The sequence below is a fragment of the Parasphingopyxis sp. genome (assembly GCF_052168295.1).
GTDB lineage: Bacteria > Pseudomonadota > Alphaproteobacteria > Sphingomonadales > Sphingomonadaceae > Parasphingopyxis.
The window spans coordinates 22229-36864 of sequence record NZ_JBQLZN010000048.1 but is presented as its reverse complement, the minus strand read 5'-3'; the positions used below and the strand labels follow the sequence as shown (position 1 = coordinate 36864).

Here is a 14636-nt window from a genome sequence, read left to right as displayed (position 1 = left end):
TTCCGTCGCGTCAACCCGCTAGCCGCCGATCAGCCGTGCTTTCACCAGTCCGCTCGCCGCACCCATATCGATTTCGCCGCCATGGCGCGCTTTCAGCTGCCCCATGACTTTGCCCATGTCCTGAGGGCCTTGCGCGCCGAGCTCGGCAATCAGCGCGTCGATGATCGCGGCACTTTCCTCTTCGCTTTTCATCGCGGGCAAAAATTCTTCGATGACGGCGACCTCGGCCTTTTCGGCATCGGCCAGTTCCTGTCGTCCGCCATCTTCGTACATTGAGATCGACTCGCGCCGCTGCTTCACCATCTTCTGCAGGACCTCGACCACCATGGCGTCGTCATCCTTGGCGCCGCCTTCGGTGCGCAGCTCGATATCGCGGTCCTTCACCTTGGAGAGAATGAGGCGCAGCGCGGCCGTTCGCCCGCTGTCTTTCGCCTTCATCGCCGCTACCTGGGCCGCCTTGATATCGTCGCGCAGCATCGTCTCTTCCTTTGCAATTCGCCGCCGGTTACCTAGCTGGGGATAAAGCACTTGAACAGCCATTGACCCGCGCAAGTGGCCCGCCTAGCTGACAGCCGTTTGCGCGGCCTGCAGACTCGACGACATAGGACAACCCGCCATGGCGAACGCCACAGCCACCAGCACGCCCGAAGGAGCGACGGGCGTATTGGTTTTGGCGGACGGCACCTGCATCTGGGGCAGCGGCTTCGGCGCGGAAGGCGAGGCGGTCGGTGAGGTCTGCTTCAACACGGCGATGACCGGCTATCAGGAAAGCATGACCGATCCGTCCTATGCCGGGCAGATCATCACCTTCACCTTCCCGCATATCGGCAATGTCGGCACCAATGCCGAGGACGAGGAAGCGGGCAATCCGCATGCGCTGGGCTGCATCGTCCGCGAGGATGTCACCGACCCCAGCAATTTCCGATCGAGCCAGCATTACGACCAGTGGCTGAAGGTCAACGGCCGGATCGGACTGTCGGGCGTCGATACGCGCGCGCTGACTCGGCTGATCCGGCTGCAGGGCGCGCCCAACGGCGTGATCGCGCATAGCGCGAGCGGCGAATTCGATCTCGACGCGCTCAAGGCCAAGGCGGCGGACTGGCCGGGGCTGGAAGGCATGGACCTCGCCAAGACGGTCAGTACGACGCAGCAATATGAATGGCGCGACGGGCTCTGGACGCTCGGCCAAGGCTATGCGGAAGGGCAGGGCGACGATCCCGTCCGCCCGCATGTGGTCGCCATCGATTATGGGGCCAAGCGCAATATCCTGCGCCATCTCGTGAATGCCGGCGCGCGGGTGACGGTCGTGCCGGGCGAAGCGTCCTACGAGGATGTGATGCGCCACGAACCCGACGGCATCTTCCTCGCCAACGGCCCGGGCGATCCGGCGGCGACGGGCGAATATGCGGTGCCGGTCATCAAGCAGCTCCTCGACACCGGCAAGCCGCTGTTCGGCATCTGCCTCGGCCACCAGATGCTGGGGCTGGCGATGGGCGCGAAGACGGTGAAAATGCACCAGGGCCATCGCGGCGCCAACCATCCGGTCAAGCGGCTCGAAGACGGCCGCGTCGAGATCACGAGCATGAACCATGGCTTTGCCGTCGATATCGACACGCTGCCCGATGGGGTGAAAGCAACGCATGTCAGCCTGTTCGATGGCAGCCTGTGCGGGCTGGAACTCGAAGACCGGCCGGCGTTCAGCGTGCAATATCATCCCGAGGCCAGCCCCGGGCCGCAGGACAGCGCCTATCTGTTCGCGAAGTTCGTGGACCAGCTCGGATGATCGCTCTCCCGGCCGCACGTCCGCTGCCCCCCTCGCACCCGGCGGAAAGATATGCCAAGGTCGATTCGGGTGTATCGAAGCGGCCTCTTATCGGCCGCTATATATCTGAAGAAGAGGGGGAATATCATGCGGTATTTGGTAATATTGGCAGCCATCGGCGTTGTGGCGTGCGACAGCACGCCGGTGCGCGAACAGGCGCAGGCGGAATGCGACCGCCAGGCCGAAGCGCTGCCGGCATCGGTCGACGCGGATGCGTTTTGCGAATGCGTGACGGAGGGGATCACGGACGATTCCACAATCGCCGAAGCCAACGAAGCGATCACCGCCCGCGCGCAGCAATGCACGCAGGAAGTCATCCAGCAATCCATGGGCGTCTAAGCCCGGCCGAATTTCCGGACGCGAACAGCCTTTCCCGCCGATCGGGCGGGGAGGGCTGTTTTGCGGTCGGCGTGCCGTACCATACCGAAGCGGGCCCCGGGCCGCAGGACAACGCCTATCTTTTGGCGAAGTTTTTGGGGATGTTGGGTTAATGGATTTGCCGCCAGTCCCGTCTTATGAACAGACCATAGAGGCCCTCGCAGAATGCGGCTTGCCTGCCGACAAAGTGCAGATTCGTTACGACGATTTTCTTGGTTTGGACACTGTCACTATCGGGACTCTAGACGAAGTCCCCGATGAAGAGTTTTCAATGTGCGTCCACGAGGCAACGACGCTTTCCGGCTATGATGTTCAGTTCGCCGATACGGGACAGTCTAGTGCGTTCAACGGATATGTTGCCGAGGCCATCATGCAAGATGTCCAACGCGATAGCGCGGATTGGCTGCGTGATAGGCAGTTACTCGAGAGTATGCCTGTATTCGACCCTGATATTGGTCTTCAAACATTTGCTGCCGACGCGGAACAGCATTGCGGTTTGGAGCAAGGTGCGATCCTACGAGTCCTGAACGCAACGTCATATACATTAAACATTGGGTACTTCGCTTTGCTGACAGAAATAACCGATGAGTCACACCATCATCTTTCATGCGTTATGAGTGTGATGTCGGTTAACCGGCTGGACCAGCACAACATAAGTTTGGGGTTCATTGGCAACGATGTGCGTCCGACCGAAGAGGTTGAGCAATAGATGCCTCGCCGCACCGACATCTCCTCCATACTTATCATCGGCGCCGGCCCGATCATTATCGGCCAGGCGTGCGAGTTCGATTATTCGGGGACGCAGGCGGTCAAGGCGCTCAAGGAAGATGGCTATCGGATCATTCTCGTCAATTCGAACCCGGCGACGATCATGACCGACCCGGAGCTGGCGGACGCGACCTATGTCGAGCCGATCACGCCGGAGATCGTTGCCAAGATCATCGAGAAGGAACGGCCCGACGCGGTGTTGCCGACGATGGGCGGGCAGACGGGGCTCAACACGGCACTGGCGCTGCATGAGGACGGTACGCTGGAGAAGTACGGCGTCGAGCTGATCGGGGCGGATGCCGACGCCATCGACAAGGCCGAGGACCGGCTCCGCTTCCGCGAGGCCATGTCGAAGATCGGGCTTGAAAGCCCGCGCTCGATGATTGCCCATACGATGGACGAGGCGCTCAAGGGGCTGGAGTTCGTCGGGCTTCCCACCATCATCCGCCCGAGCTTCACCATGGGCGGTACGGGCGGCGGCATCGCCTATAACCGCGAAGAATTCGAGGAAATCGTGCGCGGCGGCCTCGCTGCCAGCCCGACCACCGAAGTGCTGATCGAGGAATCGGTGCTTGGGTGGAAGGAATATGAGATGGAGGTCGTGCGCGACAGGAACGACAACGCCATCATCATTTGCTCGATCGAAAATGTCGATCCGATGGGCGTCCATACGGGCGACAGCATCACCATCGCGCCCGCGCTGACGCTGACGGATAAAGAGTATCAGATCATGCGCAACGCATCGATCGCCTGTCTGCGCGAGATCGGGGTCGAGACGGGCGGGTCGAACGTGCAGTTCGCGGTGAACCCCAAGGATGGCCGTCTCGTCGTGATCGAGATGAACCCGAGGGTTTCGCGTAGTTCGGCGCTCGCCTCCAAGGCGACAGGTTTCCCGATCGCCAAGGTCGCGGCGAAACTCGCCGTCGGCTACACGCTCGACGAGATCGACAACGATATCACAGGCGTGACGCCCGCGAGCTTCGAGCCGACGATCGACTATGTCGTAACCAAGATCCCGCGTTTCGCCTTCGAGAAGTTCAAGGGCGCGGAGCCCGTGCTGGGCACGGCGATGAAATCGGTCGGCGAGGTCATGGCGATCGGCCGCAGCTTTACCGAGAGCCTGCAAAAGGCGTTGCGCGGGCTGGAAACCGGACTGGTGGGCCTCAACTGGGTCGACGAGTTGGTCGGTGCGCCCAAGCCGCGGATCGAGGCGGCGCTCTCCGAAGTCTCGCCCGCGCGGCTGCTGGTGACGGCGCAGGCCTTGCGCGAGGGGCTCAGTGCCGAAGAAGTACACGCGATCACGAAGTACGAGCCCTGGTTCCTCGCGCGCCTGTCCGAGATCGTCGAGGCAGAGCAGGGCGTCATCGAGAATGGACTGCCCAACGATGCCGAGGGGCTGCGCAAGCTCAAGGCGATGGGCTTTTCCGATAACCGGCTTGCCCGGCTGGCGCTGGCCTCCGTCCATATCCGCGATGGGATGGAGAAGGCGGCCTATAGCCCCGGCCTGATCGGCGAGGCGCTGCACGCGATGGCGGGCGCGGTGACCGAAAGCCAGGTGCGTGAGCTGCGGCACAAGCTCGGCGTGCGCCCCGTGTTCAAGCGGATCGATACCTGCGCCGCTGAGTTCGAAGCGAAGACGCCCTACATGTATTCGACCTATGAGGCGCCAAGCTTCGGCGAGCCCGAATGCGAGGCGCAGCCCAGCGACCGGAAGAAGGTCGTGATCCTGGGCGGCGGGCCGAACAGGATCGGGCAGGGGATCGAGTTCGACTATTGCTGCTGCCACGCCTGTTTCGCGCTCGAAGACCAAGGCTTCGAGACGATCATGATCAACTGCAATCCGGAAACGGTGTCGACCGATTACGATACGTCGGACCGGCTCTATTTCGAGCCGCTGACGGTCGAGGATGTGCTCGAAATCCTGCATGTCGAGCAATCGACGGGCGAACTCGCCGGCGTGATCGTGCAGTTCGGTGGCCAGACGCCGCTCAATCTCGCGCAGGCGCTGGAGGAGGCAGGCATTCCGATCCTCGGGACCTCGCCCGACGCCATCGACCATGCCGAAGACCGCGAGCGCTTCGCCGATCTCGTCGCCGAGCTCGACCTCAAACAGCCGGAAAACGGCATCGCACGCAGCGCCGAAGAAGCGCTGAGCGTGGCGCAGCGGATCGGCTACCCGGTGCTTATGCGGCCTTCCTATGTGCTGGGCGGACGCGCCATGGAGATCGTCGACAGCGATGCGCAGTTGCAGGACTATATCCAGACGGCCGTGCAGGTATCGGGCGACAGTCCCGTGCTGATCGACCAGTATCTGCGCGATGCGATCGAGGTCGATGTCGATGCGATTGCCGATGGCGAAGACGTGGTCGTTGCCGGGGTGCTCCAGCATATCGAGGAGGCGGGCGTCCATTCGGGCGACAGTGCGTGCAGCCTGCCGCCTTATAGCCTGCCGGACGACATCATCGCCGAGATCGAACGCCAGACCGGGGCGCTGGCACTGGCGCTTAAGGTGCGCGGCCTCATGAACATCCAGTTCGCGGTTAAGGACGGGGACGTCTATCTGATCGAGGTCAATCCGCGCGCGAGCCGCACCGTGCCCTTTGTCGCCAAGGCGATCGGCCATCCGGTCGCCAAGATCGCGGCGCGCGTTATGGCTGGCGAAAAGCTCGCCGATCTACCCGAGATCGACCGCGCGATCGACCATATAGCCGTCAAAGAGGCAGTGTTTCCGTTTGCCCGGTTCCAAGGCACCGATCCGGTGCTTTCGCCGGAGATGAAATCGACGGGCGAGGTGATGGGGATCGACGGCGACTTTCCGATCGCCTTTGCAAAGTCGCAGCTTGCCGGCGGCACGACCCTGCCGCGCGAGGGATGCGTATTCGTTTCGGTGAAAGACAGCGACAAGGGGCATATCCTGCCGGCGGTGCGCGATATCGTCGATTACGGCTTCTCGATCGTCGCGACGGGCGGGACGGCGACCTTCCTGCAGGAGAACGGCGTCGAGGCGACGCGGATCAATAAAGTGGCGCAGGGGCGGCCCCATATCGTCGATGCGATCGTCGATGGGGATATCGACCTGATCTTCAACACGACCGAGGGTTGGCAGTCGCTGAAAGACAGCGCGTCGATCCGAAAATCGGCGGTTTCCAACAAGATACCCTATTTCACAACGGCCTCGGCAAGCGCGGCCGCCGTGCGTGCCATCGGTGCGTTGCGCACGACAGAACTTGAAGTACGGCCATTACAGGCCTATTATTCAACTGCCGAAAGCTGATCCCGACAATTTGTGCGGAAAGAGCAGGCGGACCCCGAAGGGCCGCCATACGGCAGGTTTTTGACGAAAGGTAAGGCAATGGCGACGATAGAAAAGATGCCGATGTTGCTGGAAGGCTATGAAAAGCTGAATGCCGAGGTGAAGCGCCTCAAAGAGGTGGAGCGCCCCGAAGTGATCGACGCGATCGAAGAAGCGCGCGCGCATGGCGATCTCTCGGAAAATGCCGAATATCATGCGGCCAAGGAGCGCCAGGGCCAGATCGAAGCGACGATTGCCGATTACGAAGACCGGCTGACGCGCGCCCAGGTCATCGATCCGAAAGAGCTTTCGGGTGACAAGGTTGTGTTCGGTGCGACCGTCCATCTGCTCGACGAGGACGACAAGAAGATCAAATATCAGATCGTCGGCGAGATCGAAGCGGACGCCAAGTCCGGCAAGATTTCCTACAGCTCGCCGCTCGCGCGCGCCCTGATCGGCCGTTCCAAGGGCGATGAGGTCGAATTCACCGTGCCAGCCGGCGACAAATATTTCCTGATCGAAAAGATCGAGTTCGTTTAAGGCGGCGGAGCGAGCGCGTATCGGCATGGACTGGCAGACCCGTCTCGCTCAATCGTCCCTGACGACCAAGATCATCCTCGTTACGGCAGTTTGCTGGTTTCTGGTGCTCGCGCTCGGCCAGGAACGCTGGGCGTACGGATTCGGCGGCTTCATCCCGTTGCGGCTTGAGGACGGTTTCGAAATACCGGGCGCTTTGCCCGTGATCCTGACGCCGCTTTCGGCGACGCTGCTGCACGCGGATCTCATGCATCTGGCGTTCAACATGCTGCTTATGTTCGTGTGCGGCAAGGGCGTCGAACAGGCGCTGGGCGGGCGTGGACTGATGAGCTTGTACGTCGTGGGCGCATATGTCGCCGCGGCAGGCCACTATATGTTCAATGCGGACAGTGCCGGGCCGATGATCGGCGCCAGCGGTGCCGTATCGGCCATCATCGGGGCCTATGCGCTGCTCTATTCCAAGCCGCGCAACGGTGTCGGCGGATGGCGGCATGTCGCGGCGCTGGCCGGGGCGTGGATCGTCATCCAGCTGCTGATCGGGCTGACGACGCTCGGTTCGCCCGCGCAGATTGCGATCATGGCCCATATTTTCGGGTTCGGCGCGGGACTGGTACTAGCGCGCCCGCTGCTGCTCTGGCGCTATCGCGACGCCTAGCGCTTACTTTTTCGCAGGCTCGATGATTTCCGGTTCCAGCAGCCGGTGCAGATGCACGACCACATATTTCATTTCCGCATCGTCCACCGTACGCTGTGCGTTCGCGCGCCAAGCCTCTTCGGCTTCCGCGTAATTCGGATAAATGCCGACCAGATCCATCGATCCGAAGTCGTTGAAATCGAGCGTACGCGGGTCGGAAACCCGGCCGCCGAACACCAGATGCAATTTGTTTTCGCTCATGGCCGGGCCCCATAATCGAAAGGCGGCGATATTGCTACCGCCGCCCTTCTAAATTGTCTAAACTGGTCGATTATGCGCCCCGGCGCTCCATGAACTGCACGAGGCGATCAAAGCCGTTGCGGCGGATATAGCTGTCGAAATCCTGTGCCTGGTTGAGGGTCAGGTTAATATTCGCCACTCGCATATTATAGACCTGATAGCTCCCGCCGGACCGCGTCAGATACCAGATCGCAGACACCGGTCGCGAACCCGGGTTGGTGATGCGCGTCTGTACGAGATAGGTGCTGCCATTCTGTCGGGTATTGACCACTTCGACATCGGCGCGCGAATAGTTGGAGAGCCGGTCGGCATAGGTACCCATGATGAAGCCGGGGAGCGCCTGCTGATAGGCGCGATACTGGCTTGCAGTAATGTCGTCACGCCAGCGCCGGATCAGGCGATCGCCGATTTCCTCGACTGCAAAATGCTGGCCGAGCAGCGAACGGAAACGGCTGCGACGCTCCGCGGAACTGCCGCTGCGCAGAACGGCGAGACCATCTTCCGCCAGGCTCTCGACAAAAGCCGACGGGCTGGACTGGCTTACAGCAGCATTGGCCGGAGCCGTTACTGCGGGCGTACCGATGGCCGCAACGGCCATGGCGCCAGCAAGAGCGAATTTGGGCAAGCTAAGTATTTTCATCGTAAAACCCTGTCGTTGGAACACGTTAGCAGAGTTAGCCGATCATGGCTGAACCGCGATTGAACTGCCCGGTAATGGCTCCGACAGTCAACCCTCGCCGCGCGCTTTCTTCACCGCGGCCGAACTCGCTTCGCTCGCTGCGGCTTTGGCTTCGTCCATCACCTTCTGTGCGGTCTCCCGCGCGGTGTCTTTCACGAAACCCAGTTCGTCGAGCTTCTCTTGTCCGACCGCCTTGGCGGCTTCGGCGGCTTCGCGGGCGCGGCCCGTGATCTCGCTACCATAGGGGCCGAGCAATTCCTGCTCGCGGCGCGTGCGCGGGAGCAATGCGCCGATCAGCATCCCGATGCCGAGCCCACCGACCAATGCGGCGAGCGGATTGCTCTCCACTGTATCGGCAGTACGCCGGCCGGCGCCAGCTGCGCGCTCACGCGCTGAAGCGTACAGTTCGCCGGTGCGCGCCGCCGCGCTCTCATAAGCATCCTCGGCCCGGGCACGGGTCGCGCGATAGGATTCGCGGACCGTTTCGCCGGCTTTGGCTGCAGTCTCTTTGGCCTTTGCCGCAGTATCTTTGATGGTCATGGTCAAACCTCCTCGGTCATAATCGTAACCGGCGCCGGATCATCCTCGGAGATGTCTTCCGTCAGCCTTTGTTCGGGTAACGAACGAAAATCCTCGCCGGTTGCGTCCTTCTTCGAAAATTTCGCGCGGACGGCGGATGCGATGGGCTTGCGATACAAGAGCAATCCGACAGCCGCGCCGATCGCCAGGATCGTACCCGGCCGCTTCCGCGCGCTTTTGGTCACTTCGCCGACCGCGCTGCTTGCGCCGTCTTTCACTTTCTCGGCCGCATTTCTTGCGATCGCGCTCGGTGCGAAACGCGACTGGGCGATCTCCAGTGAACGGAACCAGTTGGCCCGTGCCTCGCGCTCCGTGCGGCGCGCTTCCTCCAATCGGTCGCGTGCGCTCATCGGCTTTCGTCCGTTGTCGCCGGGGTGGCACTGTCGTCCATTGCCGCCAAAGACGGCGCGACGTCATACTCATCGTCGTCGAACAGCTTTTCGTCGAGATCGGGGAATGTCCGCAGACCCCAGAAGATCAGCAGGCCGGCGATTATGAGTCCCACGGCGCAGACAACGATGCCCGCGGCCAATGGTCCGAGGATCTCGGCCAGCGCGAGCACAACTGCCATCAGCAGCGCAACCAGCGCCGCGGCCGTGATCAGGAGCGCCAACACCATCAGCGCCGTAGCCTTGCGCGCCTGCGCAACGCGATACAGCACGATGGCGCGATACAGCTTCAGCCGAGACTTCGCGAACTGCTCGCCATCCTCGAGCAGGCCGGCAACGACCTGCCGATATGTCGCGTCATCGGCGTGGTGATCGCTCATGCTTCGTCCGTATCTCCGAGACCCGATTTAACGAGCCGCGCGATGGCGAACCCCGCCACAGCCGCAATGCCGATCGCGATCGCCGGGCTGCGGCGGACGAAATTCTCGACATCGCGCACCATGTCGTCGACATCTTTCGCTTCGATCTTCTCCGCAAAGCTCGAAACCGCACCTGCGGCCATGCGAGCATATTCGCCGTAATTCTCGCCCAGCCGCTCGTCGACGGATTTCGCGGCATCGTCCATCGCCGCCGATACGTCCTTGATCGCGCCGGTCGCCTTGTCCTTGCCCTGGGTCGCATATTCGCGGGCCTGCTGCGTCGCTTGCGTCTTCAGGTTCGACGCCTCGTCCTTGATGCGCTCCTTCGCTTTGGTCACCGCGCCTTTTTCGGCTTCTTCAGCCGGCACATCGATCACCGCGTCGGTGCCCTCGGGCAGGTCGCTTTTCTTGCTAGCCATCATTCTTCCTCCGTAACGAAATGCCTATCTGTGTATTAAGCGCACAAAACGCAATGATGTTCCCGGTTTCGCGCACTTTACAGCATTTGCGTCGCCGAAGCAGCATGGATAGAGGGTCTGCGGTAAATAGCCCGTAATCGAAAAGGTTTCTCCATGACTGCAATCGCCGATATCCGCGCCCGCGAAATCCTCGACAGCCGCGGCAATCCGACCGTGGAGGTGGATGTCGCGCTGGAAGACGGCAGCTTTGGCCGCGCCGCGGTGCCCTCTGGCGCCTCGACGGGCGCTTACGAGGCGAACGAAAAGCGAGATGGCGATAATGATCGTTATCTGGGCAAAGGAGTGTCCAAGGCGGTTGCGGCCGTCAATGGCGAGATCGCCGAGATGCTGCGCGATGCCGATGCCGAGGAACAGCTCGCTATCGATCATGCGATGATCGCGCTGGACGGCACACCGAACAAGGCGCGGCTCGGCGCGAACGCCATTCTCGGGGTGAGTCTCGCGGTTGCCAAGGCAGCAGCGGAAGCGCGCGGCCTGCCGCTTTACCGCTATGTCGGTGGCACATCCGCGGCGACGCTGCCAGTGCCGATGATGAACATCATCAATGGCGGTGAGCATGCCGACAATCCGATCGATTTTCAGGAGTTCATGGTCATGCCCGTCGGTGCGGACAGCATCGCGGAGGCCGTGCGTTGGGGTGCGGAGATCTTCCACACTCTGAAGAAGGAACTGCACGATGCCGGGCACAGCACGGCCGTCGGCGACGAAGGCGGTTTTGCGCCCAATATCGGTTCGACGACCGACGCGCTCGATTTCATTCTGCGTTCGGTGGAGAAAGCGGGCTATGCGCCCGGGGATAATGTGATGCTCGCGCTGGACTGCGCGGCGACCGAGTTTTTCAAGGATGGCAGCTATGTGATGGCGGGCGAGGACAAGACGCTTTCGCCGGCCGAGATGGCGGACTATCTCGCCGATCTTTCGGGCAAGTATCCGATCCTCTCGATAGAGGACGGCATGGCCGAGGACGATTTCGAGGGTTGGAAGGCGCTGACCGATGCGGTGGGCGATACGGTCCAGCTCGTCGGCGACGATCTCTTCGTAACGAACAGCGAGCGCCTCGGGATGGGCATCGAAAAGGGCCTCGCCAATTCGCTGCTCGTCAAGGTCAACCAGATCGGTACGCTGACCGAAACGCTCGAAGCCGTCGAGATGGCGCACCGTGCGAACTATACTGCTGTCATGTCGCACCGCTCAGGCGAAACGGAGGACGCAACCATCGCCGACCTCGCGGTCGCGACCAATTGCGGTCAGATCAAAACCGGTAGCCTCGCCCGCTCGGACCGGCTCGCTAAATATAACCAACTGATCCGCATCGAGGAGGAACTGGGCGGCGTCGCGCATTATGCGGGGCGCGATATCCTGCGGTAGAATCCATTCATCGCTCGCCCGATTCCATTCGCCGCAAAAGCGAATCGATCTGCGAATCCCCCTTGAATCCACGAGTCGCATGTGATTCAAGAATCGCATGACGCGCACGCGATCCCTCGCCAACATCCTCAAGTCGGCCGCCGCGCCGGCGCTGGCGATACTCGTGATTGCGAACTTCGCGGGCTATGCGCTGCTCGGCCCCAATGGGCTTTTCGCGTGGGGCGATTATGCACGGTTGCATGACCAGCGGCAGGTCGAGCTGGCCCAGCTCAACGAAGAGCGGGAGCGGCTCGCCAACCGGGTCGAACTGCTCAATCCGAACAGCGTCGATCCCGATCTCGCCGACGAGCTTGTCCGCCGTAATACGGGCCAGATCCGCGAAGACGAACATATCGTCGTCATCGACTGACTTTCCCGATACGGCGGCGTTGCGGAATCACCGCCGCTCGGCCATATCCGACAGCATAGTCAGCAACAGGGAAGGTCCTGACCTTGGCGAAGGCACCCGCTTCCAAAAAACGCGCCCCGCGCAAATCTCCGGCAAAGAAATCCACTGCCCGCAAGCCCGCTGCCAAGGCCGCACCCGAGAGGGAGCGGCCGGCAGAACCCGAGCGGCACAAGGCCACAAAGGACGAGTTGCTCGAATATTATCGCCAGATGCTCCTCATCCGCCGCTTCGAGGAGAAGGCGGGCCAGCTATACGGCCTTGGTCTGATCGGCGGTTTTTGCCACCTTTATATCGGCCAGGAAGCGGTCGCCGTGGGTCTGCAAAGCGCGCTCGACGGGGACAAGGACAGCGTGATCACAGGCTATCGCGATCACGGGCATATGCTCGCCTATGGCCTCGATCCGAAGACGATCATGGCCGAGCTCACCGGCCGCGCCGCCGGGATCGCCGAAGGCAAGGGCGGTTCGATGCACATGTTTTCGGTCGAGCATCGCTTTTACGGCGGCCACGGCATCGTCGGCGCGCAAGTGCCGCTCGGGACGGGCCTCGCCTTTGCGCATAAATATCGGGAGGATGGCGGCTGCTGCCTCGCCTATTTCGGCGACGGCGCGGCAAACCAGGGGCAGGTCTACGAAGCGTTCAACATGGCCGAACTCTGGAAGCTGCCGATCATCTTCGTGATCGAGAACAACCAGTATGCGATGGGCACGAGCGTCAACCGGTCTTCGGCGGAAGACCAGCTCTATCGGCGCGGCGAAAGCTTCCGCATTCCGGGCCTGCAGATCAACGGCATGGACGTGCTCGAAGTGCGCGGCGCGGCGACGGTGGCACTGGACTGGGTGCGGAGCGGGAAGGGGCCGATCCTGCTCGAGCTCAAGACGTATCGGTACAGGGGCCATTCGATGTCCGACCCGGCCAAATACCGGTCGCGCGAAGAAGTGCAGTCGGTGCGCGAAAAGTCTGATCCCATCGAAGCGGTAAAGCGCGATCTGGCCGCGGCCGGAGTCTCCGAGGAAGAGATGAAAGCGACCGACAAGGAGATCAAGGCGGTCATCGCCGAGGCGGCCGATTTCGCCGAAAGCTCACCAGAGCCGGAGCCCGAGGAGCTCTACACCGACGTTCTGGTGGAGCAGTATTGATGGCCATCGAATTGAAGATGCCTGCGCTGTCGCCGACCATGGAGGAGGGGACTCTCACCAAATGGCTGGTGTCCGAGGGCGATGAGATCGCCGCTGGCGACATCATGGCCGAGATCGAGACCGACAAGGCGACGATGGAGTTCGAGGCCGTCGACGAGGGCGTGCTGGCGAAGATCGTGGTGCCCGAGGGCACGGACGACGTGCAGGTCGGCACGGTGATTGCCATGCTGGCGGAGGAAGGCGAAGACGCGGACAGTGTCGAGGCGCCGTCGGAAAGCAAGGCGGCTACGGCGCCAGCTGCTCCCGAACCGGCGGAAGCTGAGGAAAAACAGCAGGAGCCAGTGGACGAAGGAATAGCGCCCCCAGCGAAGCCCGAAGCGAGCGCGCGCCCGTCCGACCCGGAGATACCGGAAGGCACGGAGATGGTCTCGCTTACGGTGCGCGAAGCGCTGCGCGACGCGATGGCAGAGGAAATGCGGGCCGACGACCGCGTCTTCGTGATGGGCGAGGAGGTCGCCGAGTATCAGGGCGCGTACAAGGTCACGCAGGGGCTGCTCGACGAATTCGGTGCAAAGCGCGTGATCGATACGCCGATTACCGAATACGGTTTCGCCGGCGTTGGCACGGGCGCGGCGATGGGCGGTCTCCGCCCGATCGTAGAGTTCATGACGTTCAACTTCGCGATGCAGGCAATCGATCATATCGTCAATTCAGCCGGCAAAACGAACTATATGTCGGGCGGCCAGATGCGCTGCCCGATCGTGTTTCGCGGTCCCAACGGCGCAGCCAGCCGTGTCGCCGCGCAACACAGTCAGAATTACGGCCCCTGGTATGCGAGCGTGCCGGGCCTTGTCGTGATCGCGCCCTATTCGGCGGCGGACGCCAAGGGCCTACTCAAGTCCGCCATCCGGACGATGGACCCGGTAGTATTTCTCGAAAACGAGCTGCTCTACGGGCAGAGTTTCGAGGTGCCCGATCTGGAGGATTACGCGCTGCCAATCGGCAAGGCGCGGACAGTGCGGTCCGGCAACGATGTGTCGATCGTCAGCTATTCGATCGGCGTCGGCATCGCGCTTCAGGCGGCCGAGAAGCTTGCGGAAGAAGGGATCGAAGCCGACGTGATCGACCTGCGCACGCTACGCCCGCTCGACAAGGCGGCTGTGCTCGAGAGCCTTTCGAGGACCAATCGCATGGTTGTCGTGGAAGAAGGCTGGCCGACCTGTTCCATCGCTTCCGAGATCGTCTCGATCTGCATGGAAGAGGGATTCGACGATCTCGACGCTCCGGTTGTGCGGGTCACGAATGAAGACGTGCCCATGCCCTATGCCGCCAATCTCGAAAAGCTGGCGCTCGTGGACGCGGACAAGGTCGTGACTGCCGCCAAGCAGGTATCGTATCGCTAGCC

The 14636-nt window shown here is 61.9% G+C and carries 17 protein-coding genes; 10 read left to right on the top strand and 7 right to left on the bottom strand.

The window, feature by feature from the left end:
- Positions 1-18 precede the first annotated feature (18 nt).
- Positions 19-477, bottom strand: a complete 459-nt coding sequence (locus ACTS1Z_RS08370; RefSeq protein WP_442623997.1) for a GatB/YqeY domain-containing protein — start codon at positions 475-477, stop codon at positions 19-21.
- Between the two features lie 139 nt (positions 478-616).
- Here ACTS1Z_RS08370 and carA point away from each other — a divergent pair, with 139 nt between their 5' ends.
- From carA to ACTS1Z_RS08340, 6 genes are all read left to right on the top strand, one after another.
- Entirely contained in the window at positions 617-1783 is a 1167-nt protein-coding gene (gene carA / locus ACTS1Z_RS08365; RefSeq protein ID WP_442623996.1) for a glutamine-hydrolyzing carbamoyl-phosphate synthase small subunit, read from the top strand.
- Between the two features lie 126 nt (positions 1784-1909).
- On the top strand, positions 1910-2161 hold the full coding sequence (locus tag ACTS1Z_RS08360; RefSeq protein WP_442623995.1) for a hypothetical protein: 252 nt from the start codon (positions 1910-1912) through the stop codon (positions 2159-2161).
- A 151-nt stretch (positions 2162-2312) separates the two neighbouring features.
- Entirely contained in the window at positions 2313-2909 is a 597-nt protein-coding gene (locus tag ACTS1Z_RS08355) for a hypothetical protein (RefSeq protein ID WP_442623994.1), read from the top strand.
- The gene (gene carB / locus ACTS1Z_RS08350) at positions 2910-6242 is read left to right on the top strand and encodes a carbamoyl-phosphate synthase large subunit (RefSeq protein WP_442623993.1); all 3333 of its coding nucleotides are present in this window, start codon (positions 2910-2912) and stop codon (positions 6240-6242) included.
- 78 nt (positions 6243-6320) lie between these two features.
- A complete protein-coding gene (gene greA / locus ACTS1Z_RS08345; protein WP_442623992.1) occupies positions 6321-6800 on the top strand; it encodes a transcription elongation factor GreA in 480 nt (159 codons plus the stop codon).
- 25 nt (positions 6801-6825) lie between these two features.
- On the top strand, positions 6826-7452 hold the full coding sequence (locus tag ACTS1Z_RS08340) for a rhomboid family intramembrane serine protease (protein ID WP_442623991.1): 627 nt from the start codon (positions 6826-6828) through the stop codon (positions 7450-7452).
- A gap of 3 nt (positions 7453-7455) precedes the next feature.
- Here ACTS1Z_RS08340 and ACTS1Z_RS08335 read toward each other — a convergent pair whose 3' ends face one another.
- The 6 genes from ACTS1Z_RS08335 to ACTS1Z_RS08310 all read right to left on the bottom strand — a co-directional run bounded on the left by ACTS1Z_RS08335 (position 7456) and on the right by ACTS1Z_RS08310 (position 10216).
- A complete protein-coding gene (locus tag ACTS1Z_RS08335; RefSeq protein ID WP_442623990.1) occupies positions 7456-7692 on the bottom strand; it encodes a DUF4170 domain-containing protein in 237 nt (78 codons plus the stop codon).
- A 70-nt stretch (positions 7693-7762) separates the two neighbouring features.
- Positions 7763-8371, bottom strand: coding sequence for an MlaC/ttg2D family ABC transporter substrate-binding protein (locus ACTS1Z_RS08330; protein ID WP_442623989.1), 609 nt, complete (start codon positions 8369-8371; stop codon positions 7763-7765).
- 87 nt (positions 8372-8458) lie between these two features.
- The gene (locus ACTS1Z_RS08325) at positions 8459-8950 is read right to left on the bottom strand and encodes a hypothetical protein (RefSeq protein WP_442623988.1); all 492 of its coding nucleotides are present in this window, start codon (positions 8948-8950) and stop codon (positions 8459-8461) included.
- A 2-nt stretch (positions 8951-8952) separates the two neighbouring features.
- Positions 8953-9339 (bottom strand): hypothetical protein, encoded by a 387-nt coding sequence (locus ACTS1Z_RS08320; RefSeq protein WP_442623987.1) that lies wholly within the window; start codon positions 9337-9339, stop codon positions 8953-8955.
- A complete protein-coding gene (locus ACTS1Z_RS08315; RefSeq protein ID WP_442623986.1) occupies positions 9336-9758 on the bottom strand; it encodes a phage holin family protein in 423 nt (140 codons plus the stop codon). The genes ACTS1Z_RS08320 and ACTS1Z_RS08315 overlap by 4 nt, the downstream gene beginning before the upstream one ends.
- Entirely contained in the window at positions 9755-10216 is a 462-nt protein-coding gene (locus ACTS1Z_RS08310) for a hypothetical protein (protein ID WP_442623985.1), read from the bottom strand. The genes ACTS1Z_RS08315 and ACTS1Z_RS08310 overlap by 4 nt, the downstream gene beginning before the upstream one ends.
- A gap of 153 nt (positions 10217-10369) precedes the next feature.
- Here ACTS1Z_RS08310 and eno point away from each other — a divergent pair, with 153 nt between their 5' ends.
- From eno to ACTS1Z_RS08290, 4 genes are all read left to right on the top strand, one after another.
- A complete protein-coding gene (eno, locus tag ACTS1Z_RS08305; RefSeq protein WP_442623984.1) occupies positions 10370-11644 on the top strand; it encodes a phosphopyruvate hydratase in 1275 nt (424 codons plus the stop codon).
- Positions 11645-11741: 97 nt separating this feature from the next.
- Positions 11742-12053 carry an FtsB family cell division protein gene (locus ACTS1Z_RS08300; protein WP_442623983.1) on the top strand — a complete coding sequence of 104 codons (312 nt, stop codon included), beginning with the start codon at positions 11742-11744 and terminating at the stop codon, positions 12051-12053.
- Between the two features lie 83 nt (positions 12054-12136).
- Positions 12137-13231 (top strand): pyruvate dehydrogenase (acetyl-transferring) E1 component subunit alpha, encoded by a 1095-nt coding sequence (gene pdhA / locus ACTS1Z_RS08295; RefSeq protein WP_442623982.1) that lies wholly within the window; start codon positions 12137-12139, stop codon positions 13229-13231.
- A complete protein-coding gene (locus tag ACTS1Z_RS08290; protein WP_442623981.1) occupies positions 13231-14634 on the top strand; it encodes a pyruvate dehydrogenase complex E1 component subunit beta in 1404 nt (467 codons plus the stop codon). The genes pdhA and ACTS1Z_RS08290 overlap by 1 nt, the downstream gene beginning before the upstream one ends.
- Positions 14635-14636: the final 2 nt, after the last annotated feature.

What these genes read in the sequence shown, in the direction of transcription:
- ACTS1Z_RS08370 (WP_442623997.1), bottom strand. Translation starts at nt 477, where the DNA reads ATGCTGCGCGACGATATCAAGGCGGCCCAGGTAGCGGCGATGAAGGCG.
- carA (WP_442623996.1), top strand. Translation starts at nt 617, where the DNA reads ATGGCGAACGCCACAGCCACCAGCACGCCCGAAGGAGCGACGGGCGTA.
- ACTS1Z_RS08360 (WP_442623995.1), top strand. Translation starts at nt 1,910, where the DNA reads ATGCGGTATTTGGTAATATTGGCAGCCATCGGCGTTGTGGCGTGCGAC.
- ACTS1Z_RS08355 (WP_442623994.1), top strand. Translation starts at nt 2,313, where the DNA reads ATGGATTTGCCGCCAGTCCCGTCTTATGAACAGACCATAGAGGCCCTC.
- carB (WP_442623993.1), top strand. Translation starts at nt 2,910, where the DNA reads ATGCCTCGCCGCACCGACATCTCCTCCATACTTATCATCGGCGCCGGC.
- greA (WP_442623992.1), top strand. Translation starts at nt 6,321, where the DNA reads ATGGCGACGATAGAAAAGATGCCGATGTTGCTGGAAGGCTATGAAAAG.
- ACTS1Z_RS08340 (WP_442623991.1), top strand. Translation starts at nt 6,826, where the DNA reads ATGGACTGGCAGACCCGTCTCGCTCAATCGTCCCTGACGACCAAGATC.
- ACTS1Z_RS08335 (WP_442623990.1), bottom strand. Translation starts at nt 7,692, where the DNA reads ATGAGCGAAAACAAATTGCATCTGGTGTTCGGCGGCCGGGTTTCCGAC.
- ACTS1Z_RS08330 (WP_442623989.1), bottom strand. Translation starts at nt 8,371, where the DNA reads ATGAAAATACTTAGCTTGCCCAAATTCGCTCTTGCTGGCGCCATGGCC.
- ACTS1Z_RS08325 (WP_442623988.1), bottom strand. Translation starts at nt 8,950, where the DNA reads ATGACCATCAAAGATACTGCGGCAAAGGCCAAAGAGACTGCAGCCAAA.
- ACTS1Z_RS08320 (WP_442623987.1), bottom strand. Translation starts at nt 9,339, where the DNA reads ATGAGCGCACGCGACCGATTGGAGGAAGCGCGCCGCACGGAGCGCGAG.
- ACTS1Z_RS08315 (WP_442623986.1), bottom strand. Translation starts at nt 9,758, where the DNA reads ATGAGCGATCACCACGCCGATGACGCGACATATCGGCAGGTCGTTGCC.
- ACTS1Z_RS08310 (WP_442623985.1), bottom strand. Translation starts at nt 10,216, where the DNA reads ATGGCTAGCAAGAAAAGCGACCTGCCCGAGGGCACCGACGCGGTGATC.
- eno (WP_442623984.1), top strand. Translation starts at nt 10,370, where the DNA reads ATGACTGCAATCGCCGATATCCGCGCCCGCGAAATCCTCGACAGCCGC.
- ACTS1Z_RS08300 (WP_442623983.1), top strand. Translation starts at nt 11,742, where the DNA reads ATGACGCGCACGCGATCCCTCGCCAACATCCTCAAGTCGGCCGCCGCG.
- ACTS1Z_RS08290 (WP_442623981.1), top strand. Translation starts at nt 13,231, where the DNA reads ATGGCCATCGAATTGAAGATGCCTGCGCTGTCGCCGACCATGGAGGAG.